The following is a 15320-nucleotide window of genomic DNA, read 5'->3' on the forward strand; positions in this document are numbered from 1 at the left end:
AAAATTTGTCCTATAAATGACATCCAAACATTATATGTTGTTTAAAAATCTATTGTTTTGCTTTCGTAAGGTGTTTTTTGTGCTTCAAAAATACGTGCAGTGTGTTTGCCTTTTAGGGTAATTTTTGTGTCTTGTACCAGTAAAAAACTACCTTCTCTTAAGCCAACTACAGGTGTGCTGTTAAACGCGTGAAACTCTTTTAGTCTAGTTTCTCTGGTTTCGCCATTGTGTTTGCTATTAGGGTCTGGGTCTAAATAATGTGCATTTATATTAAAAGGGACCAATTGCATTGTAGCAAAACTTGGCGGGTAAACAATTGGCATATCATTAGTAGTGTGCATACTTACACCTGCAATATTACTACCTGCGCTTGTACCCATATATGGTTTGCCTGTGTTAATATGTTCTTTTAAATAATGCATAGCATCTTGTGCGTATAATTGTTGTACAAGTAAAAATGTATTTCCGCCGCCACAGAAAAATGCTTGTGCTTTATTAATGCCTTCTTGTGCGTTTTTGTAGGTGTGTAAGCCTATTATTTTTTTATTAATTCTAGCAAAAGCTTTTGCTGCAATTTCTGTATAATTGTCGTGGCTAATACCACCTGGTCTTGCAAATGGGATAAATGTAATAGTGTCTACGTCTTTAAAAAACAAGGCAACATCGTCTAAAATATATTCTAGGTAATGCTCTCCAAATAAGGTAGATGTGCTTGCTAATAATAAGTTTTTCATAAACGGTGCTCTTTTTTTTATTTTATTTTGATTATTACAAATTAACAAAAGTTTAATGGTACTCTATTTTTTTTGAATGTAAATTGCATTTCATTATATTTAAGAGATGCTAAAAGAAACTATTTTTTTAGTCTCTAAAAACTACCTTTATGAAAAACAATTTACTAGTACTTTTTTTACTGCTGACCACAGTGTCTGTATTTGCGCAAGATAATGATAGAAACCTTTTAAGAGGTAGCGTTATTTACAGAGATATTAGCGTTCCAAATTTAGATGTTATTAATGTAACAGCAGAAGATGCTACTGTTACAGATGAAGATGGTGATTTTGCTATAGACGTAAAATTAGGAGACCAAATAGTTTTTACAGCAGTTAATTATCAAATTAAAATAGTTTTTATTACTAAAGATATTTTAAAGAAAAACCGTTTGGTAATAGACGTTAACGAAAAAGTTACAGAGTTAGATGAGGTAGTTGTAAGTCCAGAAGATCAAGAAAAATTTGTTGAGCTTAAAAACGAAGAGTTTAAAGAGGTAGAGTATGAGGTAGACCGTACCACTGCTGTTGTAAACGTTGCTAATACTGATATTGAAAACGGAGGTTTGCAAAACGGTATTAATTTTGTAAACATTTTTAAAGCTTTAACCAAGTCTCTAAAGAAGAAAAATCCTAATGCAAAAATACCAGAAATTAAACTTAGTAGAGTTTTAAGGCAAGTTTATGAGGACGATTTTTTTGTAACCGATTTAGGTATAAAGCAAGATAAGATAGATAACTTTTTACAGTATTGTGATGATAAAATACCATCGCAAACCTTGTTAAAAAAGTCAAACGAATTTCAGCTGATAGATTTTTTAGTTACTCACAGTAAAGAATATAAAAAATTATAACGGTTGAAGAAATACGTATTTTTTTTAACTTTTATAAGTGTCTGTTTTTATGCAAACGGACAAGATATACTCTACAAAGCTGTTAAAGGCGCTGTAGTAAGTAAAGCGCAAGAGGTAAATGGTGTATATGTAATTAACACTACCAGTGGACAAGCAACAATTACTAGTGCCAGAGGCTATTTTGTAATGCCAGCCAAAGAAAAAGATACTTTAATTTTTTCTGCTGTACAGTTTAAAAAGAAACAGCTAATTGTTACCCGAGAAATTTTAGAAAAAAAGACCAATCTAATTTATTTAGAAGAAACTTTAGAAGAGTTAAACGAGGTTGTTTTAGATAACAGAACCTTTGTAACTGCTAAAAGTTTAGGGTTGCCAAATGCAGATGCTGTGGTATTACCACAAAGTGAGCGTTTGTTGCATGATGCAGATCACGGACCAATGTTTGGTGGTTTAAGTTTAAATATGAACAAGCTTTTAAATGCCATAAGCGGCCGTACTAAAATGCTAAAAAAGCGTGTTGCCAGAGACAGGAGATATGCACAAAGTCAGCAAATGCGTAACTCTTATGCAGATTCTGTTTTTATAAAAGATTTAAGTATTCCTAAAGACCGTATAGAAGAGTTTATGTTGTATTGCGAGGTAGATAATGAGTTTACTTCTGTGTCTAAAGAAAAAAACGATTTTATTATTTGGGACTTTTTAACTCGCAAAAGTATAGCCTTTTTAAAGGAAGATGATGTAGATACAGAGGATAACAGCAAATAAATTAACCATACTATTTTTTATATGAGGTACGTATATACTTTTTTGTTTTTAGTTTTAATTGCGCAACAAACCAATGCGCAGCAAAAAATAGAAATACTAAAGGGGCGTATTGTAAGTAAGTCACAAGAAGTAGTTGGTGTTTATGTATTAAATAAAACAAATAAAAAGGGTACAATTACGTCTAAGAGCGGAAATTTTTCTATTCCTGTACACTTAAAAGATACAATAGAGTTCTCTGCTGTGCAGTTTAAAAACAAACAAATTATAATCACTCAAAAAATTCTAGACTATTCATCGTTTTTAGTAAACTTAGATGAAACTTTAGAAGAATTAGATGAGGTTGTTTTAGATAACAGAACATTTATAACAGCCAAGAGTTTAGGCTTGCCAAATGCAGATGTAAAAGTATTGTCTTTAACAGAAAGAGAATTATTTTCTGCAAACAACGGTAATAATTACTTGAGTATAGATCCGCTAATAAACTTTTTAAGTGGACGCACAAAAATGCTTAAAGACCGTATAAAAAGAGATGATATATACGCACGTAGCAAAGAGCTGCGCACTAGTTATGTAGATTCTATATTTTCTAAAAATTTAAAAATACCAATAGATAGGATAGAGGAGTTTATGCTGTATTGCGAGTACGATCCTAGATTTAAAGGTATTACCAAAAATAAAAATGAACTTGTTGTTTGGGATTTTTTACGACAGAAAAGTGAATTATTTTTAAAATTTAAATAAGATAGATATGACTCGTTTTCAACTTTTATTGTTTTTTGTATTTGTAGTTCAGTTTAGTACAGCACAAGAGCTAAAAGTTAAAACGTTAAAAGGAAACGTAGTTAGTAAAGAGCAAGAGGTTGTTGGCGTTTATGTATTAAATAAAACAAGTAACAAAGGGTCTATAACTAATGAAAATGGAGGTTTTTCTATCCCAGTTAGTTTACAAGATACTTTGTTGTTTTCTGCTGTGCAGTTTAAAAATAGGGAGATTATTATCACCCAAAAAATACTAGATTTTAAAAACTACATCATCAATTTAGACGAAACTTTAGAGGAGTTAGATGAGGTTGTTCTGGACCAAAGTACACAAGTAACAGCAATGAGTTTAGGTTTTGTTCATGCAAACGTAAAAACGTTAGAATTAGCAGAAAGGGAATTAATTTCTGGTAAAACTATGTCTTTTGATGGTATTAAAAACTCATTAGATCCGGTTATTAATTTTGTAAGCGGGCGTACAAAAATGTTAAATGAGCGTGTAACCAGAAACAAGCGTTACGCTACAGGACAAAAAATGCAGCATAAGTATTTAGACTCTATAACTGTTACCAAGCTAAAAATACCAAAATCAAGACTACAAGAATTTGTATTGTATTGCGAGCAAGATGAGGATTTTGATGCCTTTATGTTGCAAACCAATGATGTTTTTATAAAAGCTTTTTTTAAAATGAAAAGTAAAACTTTTTTAACATTAAAAGAAGAGGGTAATGAATAGACTTTCGTTTTTTATTGTTTTAATTTTTGTAGTAACGTCTATTGTGGCACAGAAAAAGCAGGTAGATTTAAAAGGTACTGTAACTAGTACAACAGAAGAAGTCGTTGGTGTGTATGTATTAAATAGAACCACAGAAAAAGGGACAATAACCAATTTAAATGGCTATTTCTCTATTCCGGTTCGTGTAAAAGATACCTTAGAGTTTTCTGCAGTTCAGTTTGCAAATAAAGTTGTAGTTGTTACAGAAAGTATGTTAAAAACTAACAACTATATAGTGCCTTTGTACGAGTCTGTAACAACCTTAAATGAAGTTGTAGTAAAGCCTTTTAATTTGTCTGGAGACTTATCTACAGACTTAAATAATTTACCTTTAAAACCAGTGGTAGATGGTAGGTCATTGGGGTTGCCTAATCAAAATGTAAAAACACTATCTTCAGATGAACGTGCACTGTATACATCAATGTCTGGCGGATCAATTTTATCTTTAATAAATGCAATAAACGGGCAAACCAAATTATTAAAGAAAAGAGTAGAGCGTAACCGTAGATACCAGAAAACTATGCGCGTTAAAAGATATTATGCAGACTCTTTATTTGTAAATGAATTAAAGATAGAAAAGGATAAGATAGACTTGTTTATGTGGTATTGTGAGTTTAAAGATGATTTTCAGGTTGTGATAAATACCAAAGACCAATTAAAAATTTGGGCTTATTTACGTAAAATGAGTGTAGAGTTTAAAACGGAAAAATAGAGTATTCATCAAACTAAATAATCCAATTGCGTTCTATAATTTGGCACGCCAATTGCTTACTTTTGGTGATTGTAAATTACACATTATGCTTAAAAAAAGATTTTTATTATTGTTGTTACCCCTTTTTGCTTTTGTTGCCATACATAAATATTATGTTAGTGTTACTAGTGTTAAGTATTCTGATAAAGAACACACTTTGCAAATTACGTCTAGAGTATTTATAGATGATTTTGATGAACTTTTAAAACAGCGATACGATGTAAAATCTAACTTGGCAACTAAAAACGAGAACCCTTTAGCTGAAGATTATATTAAAAAATACATGAAGCAAAAGTTTCATATTTATGTAAACGGAAAAGAAGTTGAGGTTACTTATTTAGGAAAAGAGTATGACGTAGATAATGTTGTTATGTATTTAGAAGTACAAAATATAAAGCTAGAAGACTTAAAAACCATTGAAGCAGAAAGTACAGTGCTTACAGATATTTATGAGGAACAAAAGAATATAGTGCACTTTAAGTTCTTAAAAAATAAGAAAAGTGTGGTGTTAACACGTGGAAATAATAAAGGAATGTTAAAGTTTTAAGACTCCTTTATCAAATCGCTAAAAAAGTGTTAATTTTCGCCTACTTAAAACAATGTAAAATGAACAAAATTAACTACTATTTAGCTGCTGTTCTATTTTTGTTTGCCACTGTAATGGTGCAAGCACAGGAACAAACAGAAAAACAAGCTGGCCACACCAACCAGAGCAAATTTAGACAAATGTATCAGGAGTTCTCAACTCCAAACACGTACAGGTCTGCATCTGGAGCACCAGGTCCAAATTATTATCAGCAACAAGCCAACTACAAAATGGATATTGAGTTGGATGATAAAAACGCAAAAATATACGGAGAAGAGACTATTACTTATGTAAATAATTCTCCAGATGATTTAGAATTTTTATGGGTTCAGTTAGATCAGAACGTACGTGAAAAAGGTACTAAATCTGCATTAAGAAATGGTTCTGCTTTACAAGGAGCAATGCCTGTAGGTCAATTTGCAGGTTCTCATATGAAAGGAGCAGAATTTGATGGTGGATTTAAAATTCAGCATGTAAAAGATGCAAGTGGTAAAGATTTACCATACACAATTAACCAAACTATGATGCGTGTAGATTTACCTACACCATTAAAAAGCAAAACTCAGGTTTCTTTTTCTATTAAATGGTGGTACAATGTACCAGACCATACTGTAAACAGAGCAAGATCTGGATATGAGTATTTTGAGAAAGATGGAAATAAAGCTTTTGTTATAGCACAGTTTTTCCCAAGAATGGCTGTTTATAGTGATGTAGACGGATGGCAAAATCATCAGTTTTGGGGTAGTGGAGAATTTGCACTTCCTTTTGGAGATTACGAAGTAAATATTACTGTACCTGCAGATCACGTATTAGATGCAACAGGAGAGTTACAAAATAGAAAAGAAGTATTTTCTAAAGATATGATGAAGCGTTATGAAAAGGCTAAAAAGTCTTTTGATAAGCCAGTTATTATTGTAACACAAAAAGAAGCAGAAGCTGCAGAAAAAGGTTTTTCTAAAGATAAAAAAACGTGGAAATTTAAAGCTAAAAACGTTAGAGATTACGGTTTTGCTACTTCTCGTAAATTTATCTGGGATATGCAAAATGTTAAATTGCCAAGTGGTAAAACAGCAATGGCAGTTTCTTTATACCCAAAAGAAGGTAACCCATTATGGGAAGAGTACTCTACTAAAGCAGTAGCGCATACATTACGTTCTTACTCTAGTCATACTTTTGACTATCCTTATCCTAAGGCAATTTCTGTACACGCAAAACAACAAGGTATGGAATACCCAATGATTTGCTGGAATTACGGAAGACCTAATGAAAAAGGAGAATACTCAGACCGTACAAAATACGGAATGATTAGTGTAATTATTCATGAAGTTGGTCACAACTTTTTTCCAATGATTGTTAACTCTGATGAACGTCAGTGGGGATGGATGGATGAAGGTTTAGATACTTTTATGCAATATATGGCAGAGCAAGAATTTGGAGAAGAGTTTCCAGATGCTATAGCGCCAAATGCTAAATATCCATCTAGAAGAGGAGAGCCTTCTAAAATAGTACCTTACATGGCAGGAGACCAAGAATTTATTGCTCCTATTATGTCTAACCCAGAAAACGTATACCAATTAGGTAACAACGCATATGGTAAACCTGCAACGGCTCTTAATATTTTAAGAGAAACTGTTATGGGAAGAGAATTGTTTGATCATGCATTTAAAACATACTCTCAACGTTGGATGTTTAAACACCCAACTCCAGAAGATTTCTTCCGTACTATGGAAGATGCGTCTGCAGTAGATTTAGATTACTACTGGAGAGGTTGGTTCTATACTACAGATTATGTAGATATGGGAGTTAAAGAGGTTAAAAAATACCAAGTATCATCTAAGCCACCAAAGCAAATTAGAGATATTATGGAGCAGAGAAACTTAAAAATGAGCGACTTGCCTCCAATGGTTTTCTTAGCAGATATAGATAGTGATGATTATGACGCTAGCTTAAAAGGTAAAAACCCATCTGATGTTTCTAAAACATTAAAAGAATATATGATGGATAACTTAACAGCAGCAGAGAGAGCAGCAGTTAAAGAACCAAAATTCTTTTATGAAGTTACTTTTAACAAGCCAGGTGGTATACCAATGCCATTAATTGTAGAGTATACTTATGCAGACGGTTCTAAAGAGAATATTACTTACCCAGCAGAAGTTTGGAGAATGAGTGATAAAGAAATTAAAAAAGTAGTTTCTTCTCAAAAAGAATTAGTAGGTATAGTTGTAGATCCTAAAGCAGAAACTGCTGATATAGATACAACAAACAACTCTTGGCCAGCTAAAGAAGTTAAGTCTGGTTTTGATAAGTTTAAAGGAAATATGAAGAAATAGTTTCAGTCCTAAAAATATAGAAAGTCCCACACTTGTTAATTATTCAAGATGTGGGGCTTTTTTTATGGTGCAAATAAAACTTCTGTTTATATTTGTAGTATGTATTCAACGTTTATCTTATTTATTAGCGGAGGCGAAATTTTCTTCATTATGTTTATTGTAGTGATGGTCTTTGGAGCAGATAAGGTTCCTGACATTGCTAAGGGACTTGGTAAAGGTATGCGTCAACTTAAAGATGCAACCGAAGATATAAAACAAGAGATTACTAAAAGCGCAGAAAAGCAAGGTATTGATACTAGCTTTACCAAAGACATTAAAGATGGTGTTACTAAGGTAAAAGAAGATGTAGAAGATATTGCTGGCGTAATTAAGAGAAAGTAATCTATGTTGGAAAAAATATTAGATTGGGATAGAGATCTCTTTATTTACTTGAATAATCTAGGTATTGAAGAGTATGATTATTTTTGGTCTTTTGTAACCAATATTAATAATTGGATTCCTCTATATGTACTTTTTTTTATTCTAATTTTTTACAAGCGTCCAAGAAAGCAAGCATTGGTAGATTTTTTTACTGTACTAGCAGTGTTTTTGTTTGTAATGTTACTAACCAACTTAACTAAAGATTTTGTTGCAAGGGTTAGGCCAAGTAGTGATACCGCTTTAGGAGACCTTATACGTGTAGTTGTAAAAGCTAAAGGTTATAGTTTTTTCTCTGGGCACGCATCATCATCATTTTCATTAACAACAATTGTTGTATTGGTATTAAGAGCGGAGTATAAATGGATATACTTTGCTTACATATGGCCATTGTTATTTTGTACGAGCAGAATATATGTAGGTGTGCATTATCCTTTAGACATTGCTACAGGTGCTTTAGTGGGTATTGTTTTTGCTATTTTAATTTATAAATTAAGTAAAAAGGTTACAAAACCCTACTTAACGTAAGTCCGTCTCTAATAGGTAGCAATACAGTTTCTACTCTAGAGTCTTCTTTTAAAGCTTTATTATAATCTAATAAGATTTTTGTAGTAACATCTTTTGGACTCAAAGGCTCTACAACTTTACCAGACCATAAAACATTATCAGATAAAATTATACCACCAGGTCTTGTTTTTGCTAGTGCAGCTTCAAAATAAGCAGGGTAGCTCTTTTTTTCTGCATCAATAAAAACCAAATCAAAAGTAACATCTAGTGTTGGTATAATATCTAAGGCATCACCAACGTGAGCATTAATCTTATCAGAAAAGCCACTTTTTTCAAAGTATTTCTGTTGTATGTGGCTTAGTTCTTCATTAACATCTATAGTGTGTAATTTACCATTATTACGTAAACCTTCGGCTAAACAAATAGCAGAATATCCTGTGTAAGTGCCTATTTCTAAAATATTTTCTGGTGATATAATTTTAGATAACATACTTAATACACGTCCTTGAAAATGACCTGTTAACATTCTTGGTTGTATAACTTTTAAATGTGTTTCCCTAGTAAGTTCCGTTAAAACTGTAGGTTCATTTTCAGAGTTATTTGCAATGTAGTTTTCTAATAAAGACGATAAAAAATGCATAAAAAAGTTTTTGCAAAAATAGTTATTTTGATTTCTTATTTTTGAATAAAAATTAAATAGATGCAGTTTAAAAATACCTTAGAGTTTGCAAAAGAATTAGATGCTAATGATGCTTTAAAAGGATATAGAGATCAGTTTTACTTTCCTAAAATTAATGGTAAAGATGCTATTTATTTTACAGGAAACTCTCTTGGTTTACAACCAAAAACAGCGCAGAAGTTTGTAAATGATGTAATGAAAGACTGGGCACAGTTGGGGGTAGAAGGGCATTTTTATGCAGAAAAATCTTGGTGGGATTACCATGAGCGTTTAGCGGCACCTATGGCAACATTATTAGGAGCAAAAATAAAAGAGGTCTGTGTAATGAATACCTTAACGGTAAATCTTCATTTTTTAATGGCTTCTTTTTACAGGCCTACCGCTAAGAGGTTTAAAATTATCTGCGAAGAAAAGGCATTTCCATCAGACCAGTATATGCTAACTAGTCAGGTTAAATTTCACGGTTTAAACCCAAAGGAATCAATAGTTGAGGTCAAAAAAAGAGAAGGTGAGCATTTTTGGAGAACAGAAGATGTGGTTGCTAAGATTAATGAAGTAGGAGATGAGCTTGCACTTGTTTTAATTGGAGGTGTTAACTATTATAACGGACAGGTTTTTGATATGAAAACCATAACAAAAGCGGGTCATAATGTTGGTGCTTTTGTAGGTTGGGACTTGGCACATGCAGCTGGTAATATAGAACTTAAGTTAAATGAATGGAATGCTGATTTTGCATCATGGTGTAGTTATAAATACATAAATAGTGGTCCTGGCAACGCATCTGGAGTGTATGTTAATGAAAAACATTTAGCAGATGATACTATTCCTAGATTAGAAGGTTGGTGGGGATCTAAAAAGGAAACTCGTTTTTTAATGAAACCAGAGTTTGAGTCTAGTCACACTGCAGATTCTTGGCAAGTAAGTAACCCGCCAGTATTAGCTATGGCACCTTATTTAGCATCATTAGAAATGTTTACAGAGGTAGGCTTGCCAGCTTTAATTAAAAAGAGAGATGTAATAGTAAGTTATTTGGAGTTTGTATTACAGGAAATAGATAAAGAAGTAGAAGAAGCTACTTTTGAGGTTATAACTCCTAAAGAAAGAGGTACACAACTGTCTGTGTTGTTACATGGACAAGGAAAAGAATTATTTAATTACTTAATGAAAAACGGTGTAATAACAGATTGGAGAGAGCCAAACGTAATACGTTTAGCTCCTGCACCATTTTACTGTTCTTTTGAAGATATGTACCGTTTTGGTCAAATTTTAAAAGAAGGTATTTTGCAAAGCAAATAATTACTTGCTAATGCTTTTTACGTCTGTAAAATATAATTTAAAATTGCCTTCGGCATTCTTATGGTCTAAGGCAATTTTTAATCCGTTTTGTTCAGTGTAGTTTTCCCAAGTAGTACTCATAGATGGTTCTGCTGCATTTTCTTTTCTGTAAACCCATTCTTTAATTAGGTAATCATCTTCAAAGTAAAAATCATAAGCATCACCAGGAGTATACCCGCCAGCATTACCATATACAATGGTTAATTTACGCATTGGTTTTTTGCTAATTGGCGCTTCTTCATTTTTGGTAGTTGTAAATGTAATGTTGCTTTTATCCCAAACAAGATTAAAAGGGGCTAGTAGCCAATATTTATCGTTAATAAAGCCAGCATTAGTTTTTTGGGTAATAGAATCCATAGAGGCTCTGTTGTAAGCAATAGTATCTGTAGCAGACATTGCTAATACATCATTACTTTTGGTGCGCCAGTTCCAAGTTCTATCAAAATGGTTTTCTCCACGGTCTACATTAAAAGTAAATTGTATTTGAGAAATATTTTTCCAATTTTCATATCCGTGTGCATTAGCAACAGAATCTAAAACTGTAAGTTCTTTTTCCTTGGTAGCTACAGTTTCTTTAGGTGAAGAAACCTCTTCTTTTTTAGCTTCTTTACAAGAAATAAAAAGTGTTGTAGTTAGTATAAAGGTGAATATTTTACGCATCATATTTATTGTTTTTTAACAAAGATACTATGTTTTATAGTATGTTTTTTAGATTGATGAAACCTAGCGTGTACTTTATAAATAAATTGATTATTTTTGATGTAAATAAGAAATAAGGCATGAGTTCAAAAAAAGGTAAAGTTCAAGAAGCAATTGATGAAAAATTGTTGAATGAAAGAAAAGTGTTTTTATGGGGTATGGTAGATGATAACTCAGCAAAGCACGTTATAGATCGTTTGTTATATTTAGATTTACAAGGAAATGAAGAAATTCAGTTCGTTATAAATAGCCCAGGAGGTTATGTAACTTCAGGTTTTGCTATTTATGATACTATTAAATCTCTTAAGAGTCCTGTTTCTACAGTTTGTTCTGGTTTAGCAGCTTCTATGGGTTCTATATTATTATCTGTTGGTGCTAAAGGAAGACGTTTTATACAGCCGCACGCGCAGGTAATGATTCACCAACCAAGTGGTGGGGCAGGAGGCCAGGCTTCTAATATAGAAATACAAGCAAAAGAAATTATAAAAACAAGAGAATTGAGTGCAAGAATCTTAGCAGAAAATTGTGGTCAAGACTTTAATAAAGTAATGAAAGATTTTGACAGAGACTACTGGATGAACGCAGAAGAATCTGTTGCCTACGGAATTGTAGACGGAATCTTAGAATAAGGTTTATAAAAGAAAAAGTCCTTCATAAAAGTAAAATTATGAAGGACTTTTTTATATGTAGACGCATTAAGCGGATGTTTTATATATACGAGCTATACAATATGTTTAGATGCTTGTTGGTATAATTTTAACGTTCGTTATCACCTCTTTACACAAATAAAATATGTCAAAATCTCCAAAAGACATAGCCATAGTTGGCTCCGGATTAGTGGGCTCTTTATTAGCTATTTACTTAAGAAAAGAAGGACACAAGGTTACTGTTTTTGACAGGCGACCAGATATACGCACAGTAGAGTTTTCTGGTAGGTCTATAAACCTAGCAATGAGCAATAGGGGTTGGAACGCATTGCAGCAAGTAGGTTTAGAAAAAGAAATAAAAGAAATAGCAATACCACTTTACCAAAGAGCAATGCACGTAGATGGTGTGCCTTTATATTACCAAAAATATGGTAAAGAAGAAGAGGCAATTTGGTCTACATCTAGAGGAATTTTAAATAGAAAAATGATAGATTTGGCAGAAGCCGAAGGAACTGAATTTCGTTTTTCAGAAAAAGTTTGGGATGTAGATTTACCTGAAGCAAAAATATTTACAGGAGAATCTGAAAAAGGTGTCTGGGAAGAATATAAGTTTGACTGTGTTTTTGGTTGTGATGGCGCTTTTTCTAGAGTACGTCATAAAATGCAAAGACGTAGTAGGTTTGATTATTCTCAGGAATTTATAAAGGTAGGATATAAAGAACTGTCTATTTTACCTAATGAAGATGGCACACATAAATTAGATAAACACTCTTTTCATATATGGCCAAGAGGTAAGTTTATGCTTATTGCTATGCCAAACTTAGATGGTAGCTTCACCTGTACGCTTTTTATGCCGTATGAGGGTGATATTTCTTTTGAGAGTATTAAGACCAAAGAAGATGCTAGAACGTTCTTCTCTACGCATTTCCCTAATGTAATGCCAGATTTAGATAACCTTATAGAAGATTTCTTTAAAAATCCGACAAGTGCAATGGTTACAATGAAATGTTTTCCTTGGACGTATTGGGATAAGGCTGCGCTTGTGGGCGATTCTGCACATGCAATAGTACCTTTTTATGGTCAAGGTATGAATGCTGGTTTTGAAGATATTTTTGTGCTTACAAATTTACTTAAGAAGTATCCAGAGAATTGGACTTTGGCTTTTAATGAATACCAAAAAGAGCGTAAACCAAATGCAGATGCTATAGCAGAACTTAGTTATAGGAATTTTGTAGAAATGAGTAGTAAAACAGCAGATCCAATGTTTTTACTACAAAAAAAGATAGAGAAAAAATTTGCAACAGAATACCCAGAAAAATGGTTGCCGGTGTACTCTAGGGTAACGTTTAGTAATAGGCCTTATGCAGAGGCATTAGCATTAGGAGATGAGCAAGAAGCAATAATGAAAAAAGTAATGCAGCTACCTAATATAAAAGAAAAGTGGGATAGTGACGAGGTTACTAACAAAATAATAGAATTACTTAAATAAAAAAAGACCGCTAATTTAGCGGTCTTTTTTTTATTCAATATAAAATATGTTTCTATAATTTAGAAAACATTTTTTGCATTCTTTCACTTTCTTCTTCAGCTAAAACAGGGTCTACTAATATTCTACCACTGTGCTCATCTGTAATAATTTTTTTACGAGCAGCAATTTCTACTTGTACCTGTGGTGGTATTGTAAAGAAAGAGCCTCCAGATGCACCTCTTTCAATAGCTACAACTGCTAAACCATTTTTTACATTGGTTCTAATTCTAGTGTAAGCTTTTACTAAACGCTCTTCAATTTGACTTTGGAAGTCTTCAGATTTTTTTAGTAATGCTTTTTCTTCTTTTTCAGTTTCAGCTAAAATTTCGCTTAATTCACTTTTCTTGTGCTTTAAGTGAGATTCTTTAGCAGATAAACGCTCTTTAGTATCAGAAATAACTTGTTTTTTCTGCTCTATTTGCGCTTTAAATTCTTTGATGTTTTTTTCAGCCAATTGAATTTCTAATTCTTGAAACTCAACTTCTTTAGATAAAGAGTTAAATTCACGACTGTTTCTTACGTTCTTTTGTTGTTCAGCGTATTTTTTAATTAGGCCTTTAGCTTCCTCAATTAAATTTTTCTTAGCTGTTATTTCAAAATTAACGGTTTCCACATCAGTTTTTAATTTATCCAATCTAGTTTTAAGTCCTAAAACTTCATCTTCTAAATCTTCAACTTCCAACGGGAGTTCACCCCTAACGTTTCTTATCTCATCGACTCTAGAATCAATTAATTGCAAGTCATATAATGCTCTTAATTTTTCTTCTACCGTTGCTTCTTTCTTTTTTGCCATATTTTTAAAAATACTTGATAGGATTTGTAATACTCTCCGATAAAGAGACTGCAAAATTAGGAATTTTTTTTGTAAGTATCTCTACTAAAAGATTTTTTGTAAACTGCTCTGTTTCAAAGTGTCCTATATCTGCCAGTAATATTTTGTTTTCTGCCTCGTAAAATTGATGATATTTTAAGTCTGCTGTAATAAAAACATCAGCGTTTACAGCCTTTGCGGCAGCTATTGCAAAAGAGCCACTCCCGCCTAGTACAGCTACTTTTTTTATTTTTTTATTTAGCAAATTAGAGTGCCTAACACAGTCGGCATTCATCTTTATCTTTAAATCTTGAAGAAATTTGGTCTCATTTACGGGATTTTCTAGCTCACCTACCATTCCCATACCAATATTTTGATTGGTGTTTTCTAAGGTTGTTATTTCGTAAGCAACCTCCTCGTAAGAATGATTTTTAAAAAGAGCTTGTAAAATTTTCTTCTCTTTAGCTTTTTCAAAAGTTACATTTATTTGTACTTCTTCTTCGGTTTGTGTTTTTCCAATTTCGCCTATTGTTGGGTTGGCTTTTTCATTAGGTTTAAAACTACATGTGCCTATTGTTGTAAAACTACAATTGCTATAATTACCTATATTACCTGCGCCAGCAGCAAATAAAACTTCTTTTAATTCTGCAGCTTCTTTTTTAGGAACATAAGTTGTTAATTTTTTTATGGTGCCTTTTTGCGGAATTAAAATTTTAGTGTTTGTAAGTCCTAAAACTTCACAAATTTTAGCATTTACACCTTTGTTACTATTGTCTAAGGCGGTGTGCATACTGTAAATCGCAATATCATTTTTAATAGCCTTTAAAACTACACGCTCTACATAGTTTGCACCCGTAATTTTCTTTAGGCCAGAAAAAATAATAGGATGAAAACTTACAATTAAGTTACAGTTTTGGGCAATAGCTTCATCTACAACATTTTCTAAAGTGTCTAGAGTAACTAGTACCCCAGTAACTTTTGTGGTAGCATTACCAATTAGTAGGCCTACATTATCAAAATCTTCTGCGTAATTTAGCGGCGCAAAATCTTCAATAATGTTTGTAATTTCTTTTACAGTCATTTTTGATTGCTTTAATGGTTTTCAAA

17 protein-coding genes are annotated in these 15320 nt (G+C 32.4%); 12 read left to right on the forward strand and 5 right to left on the reverse strand.

What is annotated here, in order from left to right; genetic code table 11:
• Positions 1-41: 41 nt before the first annotated feature.
• Positions 42-734, reverse strand: coding sequence for a dipeptidase PepE (pepE, locus tag AX016_RS07695; protein WP_100896823.1), 693 nt, complete (start codon positions 732-734; stop codon positions 42-44).
• A gap of 149 nt (positions 735-883) precedes the next feature.
• On the opposite strand from pepE, the gene AX016_RS07700 reads away from it, so the two are divergent.
• From AX016_RS07700 to AX016_RS07740, 9 genes are all read left to right on the forward strand, one after another.
• Entirely contained in the window at positions 884-1624 is a 741-nt protein-coding gene (locus AX016_RS07700) for a hypothetical protein (RefSeq protein WP_100895058.1), read from the forward strand.
• A 3-nt stretch (positions 1625-1627) separates the two neighbouring features.
• A complete protein-coding gene (locus AX016_RS07705; RefSeq protein WP_100895059.1) occupies positions 1628-2389 on the forward strand; it encodes a hypothetical protein in 762 nt (253 codons plus the stop codon).
• A gap of 21 nt (positions 2390-2410) precedes the next feature.
• Positions 2411-3130, forward strand: a complete 720-nt coding sequence (locus AX016_RS07710) for a carboxypeptidase-like regulatory domain-containing protein (protein WP_100895060.1) — start codon at positions 2411-2413, stop codon at positions 3128-3130.
• Positions 3131-3137: 7 nt separating this feature from the next.
• The gene (locus AX016_RS07715) at positions 3138-3884 is read left to right on the forward strand and encodes a carboxypeptidase-like regulatory domain-containing protein (protein ID WP_100895061.1); all 747 of its coding nucleotides are present in this window, start codon (positions 3138-3140) and stop codon (positions 3882-3884) included.
• Complete coding sequence (locus AX016_RS07720) at positions 3877-4635, forward strand: carboxypeptidase-like regulatory domain-containing protein (protein WP_100895062.1); 759 nt, start codon at positions 3877-3879, stop codon at positions 4633-4635. Before AX016_RS07715 ends, AX016_RS07720 begins: the two co-directional genes overlap by 8 nt.
• A gap of 85 nt (positions 4636-4720) precedes the next feature.
• Positions 4721-5221 carry a DUF6702 family protein gene (locus tag AX016_RS07725; RefSeq protein ID WP_232732607.1) on the forward strand — a complete coding sequence of 167 codons (501 nt, stop codon included), beginning with the start codon at positions 4721-4723 and terminating at the stop codon, positions 5219-5221.
• A gap of 59 nt (positions 5222-5280) precedes the next feature.
• A complete protein-coding gene (locus AX016_RS07730; protein ID WP_100895064.1) occupies positions 5281-7590 on the forward strand; it encodes a M1 family metallopeptidase in 2310 nt (769 codons plus the stop codon).
• Positions 7591-7689: 99 nt separating this feature from the next.
• Positions 7690-7971, forward strand: a complete 282-nt coding sequence (locus tag AX016_RS07735) for a Sec-independent protein translocase subunit TatA/TatB (RefSeq protein WP_100896824.1) — start codon at positions 7690-7692, stop codon at positions 7969-7971.
• Between the two features lie 3 nt (positions 7972-7974).
• Positions 7975-8535, forward strand: a complete 561-nt coding sequence (locus tag AX016_RS07740) for a phosphatase PAP2 family protein (RefSeq protein ID WP_100895065.1) — start codon at positions 7975-7977, stop codon at positions 8533-8535.
• Here AX016_RS07740 and AX016_RS07745 read toward each other — a convergent pair.
• Positions 8513-9154, reverse strand: coding sequence for an O-methyltransferase (locus AX016_RS07745; protein WP_100895066.1), 642 nt, complete (start codon positions 9152-9154; stop codon positions 8513-8515). The genes AX016_RS07740 and AX016_RS07745 overlap by 23 nt on opposite strands.
• Positions 9155-9214: 60 nt before the next feature.
• Here AX016_RS07745 and kynU point away from each other — a divergent pair, with 60 nt between their 5' ends.
• The gene (gene kynU / locus AX016_RS07750) at positions 9215-10489 is read left to right on the forward strand and encodes a kynureninase (RefSeq protein WP_100895067.1); all 1275 of its coding nucleotides are present in this window, start codon (positions 9215-9217) and stop codon (positions 10487-10489) included.
• On the opposite strand, the gene AX016_RS07755 is transcribed toward kynU, so the two are convergent.
• Positions 10490-11191: a hypothetical protein gene (locus AX016_RS07755; RefSeq protein ID WP_330400334.1), complete on the reverse strand. Its 702-nt coding sequence runs from the start codon at positions 11189-11191 to the stop codon at positions 10490-10492.
• Between the two features lie 116 nt (positions 11192-11307).
• Here AX016_RS07755 and AX016_RS07760 point away from each other — a divergent pair, with 116 nt between their 5' ends.
• On the forward strand, positions 11308-11856 hold the full coding sequence (locus AX016_RS07760; protein WP_100895068.1) for a ClpP family protease: 549 nt from the start codon (positions 11308-11310) through the stop codon (positions 11854-11856).
• 163 nt (positions 11857-12019) lie between these two features.
• Positions 12020-13363, forward strand: coding sequence for an FAD-dependent oxidoreductase (locus AX016_RS07765; RefSeq protein WP_100895069.1), 1344 nt, complete (start codon positions 12020-12022; stop codon positions 13361-13363).
• A gap of 52 nt (positions 13364-13415) precedes the next feature.
• On the opposite strand, the gene AX016_RS07770 is transcribed toward AX016_RS07765, so the two are convergent.
• Positions 13416-14195: a zinc ribbon domain-containing protein gene (locus AX016_RS07770; RefSeq protein ID WP_100895070.1), complete on the reverse strand. Its 780-nt coding sequence runs from the start codon at positions 14193-14195 to the stop codon at positions 13416-13418.
• A 4-nt stretch (positions 14196-14199) separates the two neighbouring features.
• The gene (locus AX016_RS07775) at positions 14200-15294 is read right to left on the reverse strand and encodes a Nif3-like dinuclear metal center hexameric protein (RefSeq protein ID WP_100895071.1); all 1095 of its coding nucleotides are present in this window, start codon (positions 15292-15294) and stop codon (positions 14200-14202) included.
• Between the last annotated feature and the right edge of the window lie 26 nt (positions 15295-15320).

Origin of the sequence: Cellulophaga sp. RHA19, assembly GCF_002813425.1 — a bacterium.
In the GTDB taxonomy this organism is placed as follows: Bacteria; Bacteroidota; Bacteroidia; order Flavobacteriales; family Flavobacteriaceae; genus Cellulophaga.

Excerpts from the sequence above, each read along its gene's own strand:
- pepE (WP_100896823.1), bottom strand. The coding sequence starts at position 734 with ATGAAAAACTTATTATTAGCAAGCACATCTACCTTATTTGGAGAGCAT.
- AX016_RS07700 (WP_100895058.1), top strand. The coding sequence starts at position 884 with ATGAAAAACAATTTACTAGTACTTTTTTTACTGCTGACCACAGTGTCT.
- AX016_RS07710 (WP_100895060.1), top strand. The coding sequence starts at position 2,411 with ATGAGGTACGTATATACTTTTTTGTTTTTAGTTTTAATTGCGCAACAA.
- AX016_RS07715 (WP_100895061.1), top strand. The coding sequence starts at position 3,138 with ATGACTCGTTTTCAACTTTTATTGTTTTTTGTATTTGTAGTTCAGTTT.
- AX016_RS07720 (WP_100895062.1), top strand. The coding sequence starts at position 3,877 with ATGAATAGACTTTCGTTTTTTATTGTTTTAATTTTTGTAGTAACGTCT.
- AX016_RS07725 (WP_232732607.1), top strand. The coding sequence starts at position 4,721 with ATGCTTAAAAAAAGATTTTTATTATTGTTGTTACCCCTTTTTGCTTTT.
- AX016_RS07730 (WP_100895064.1), top strand. The coding sequence starts at position 5,281 with ATGAACAAAATTAACTACTATTTAGCTGCTGTTCTATTTTTGTTTGCC.
- AX016_RS07735 (WP_100896824.1), top strand. The coding sequence starts at position 7,690 with ATGTATTCAACGTTTATCTTATTTATTAGCGGAGGCGAAATTTTCTTC.
- AX016_RS07740 (WP_100895065.1), top strand. The coding sequence starts at position 7,975 with ATGTTGGAAAAAATATTAGATTGGGATAGAGATCTCTTTATTTACTTG.
- AX016_RS07745 (WP_100895066.1), bottom strand. The coding sequence starts at position 9,154 with ATGCATTTTTTATCGTCTTTATTAGAAAACTACATTGCAAATAACTCT.
- kynU (WP_100895067.1), top strand. The coding sequence starts at position 9,215 with ATGCAGTTTAAAAATACCTTAGAGTTTGCAAAAGAATTAGATGCTAAT.
- AX016_RS07755 (WP_330400334.1), bottom strand. The coding sequence starts at position 11,191 with ATGATGCGTAAAATATTCACCTTTATACTAACTACAACACTTTTTATT.
- AX016_RS07760 (WP_100895068.1), top strand. The coding sequence starts at position 11,308 with ATGAGTTCAAAAAAAGGTAAAGTTCAAGAAGCAATTGATGAAAAATTG.
- AX016_RS07765 (WP_100895069.1), top strand. The coding sequence starts at position 12,020 with ATGTCAAAATCTCCAAAAGACATAGCCATAGTTGGCTCCGGATTAGTG.
- AX016_RS07770 (WP_100895070.1), bottom strand. The coding sequence starts at position 14,195 with ATGGCAAAAAAGAAAGAAGCAACGGTAGAAGAAAAATTAAGAGCATTA.
- AX016_RS07775 (WP_100895071.1), bottom strand. The coding sequence starts at position 15,294 with ATGACTGTAAAAGAAATTACAAACATTATTGAAGATTTTGCGCCGCTA.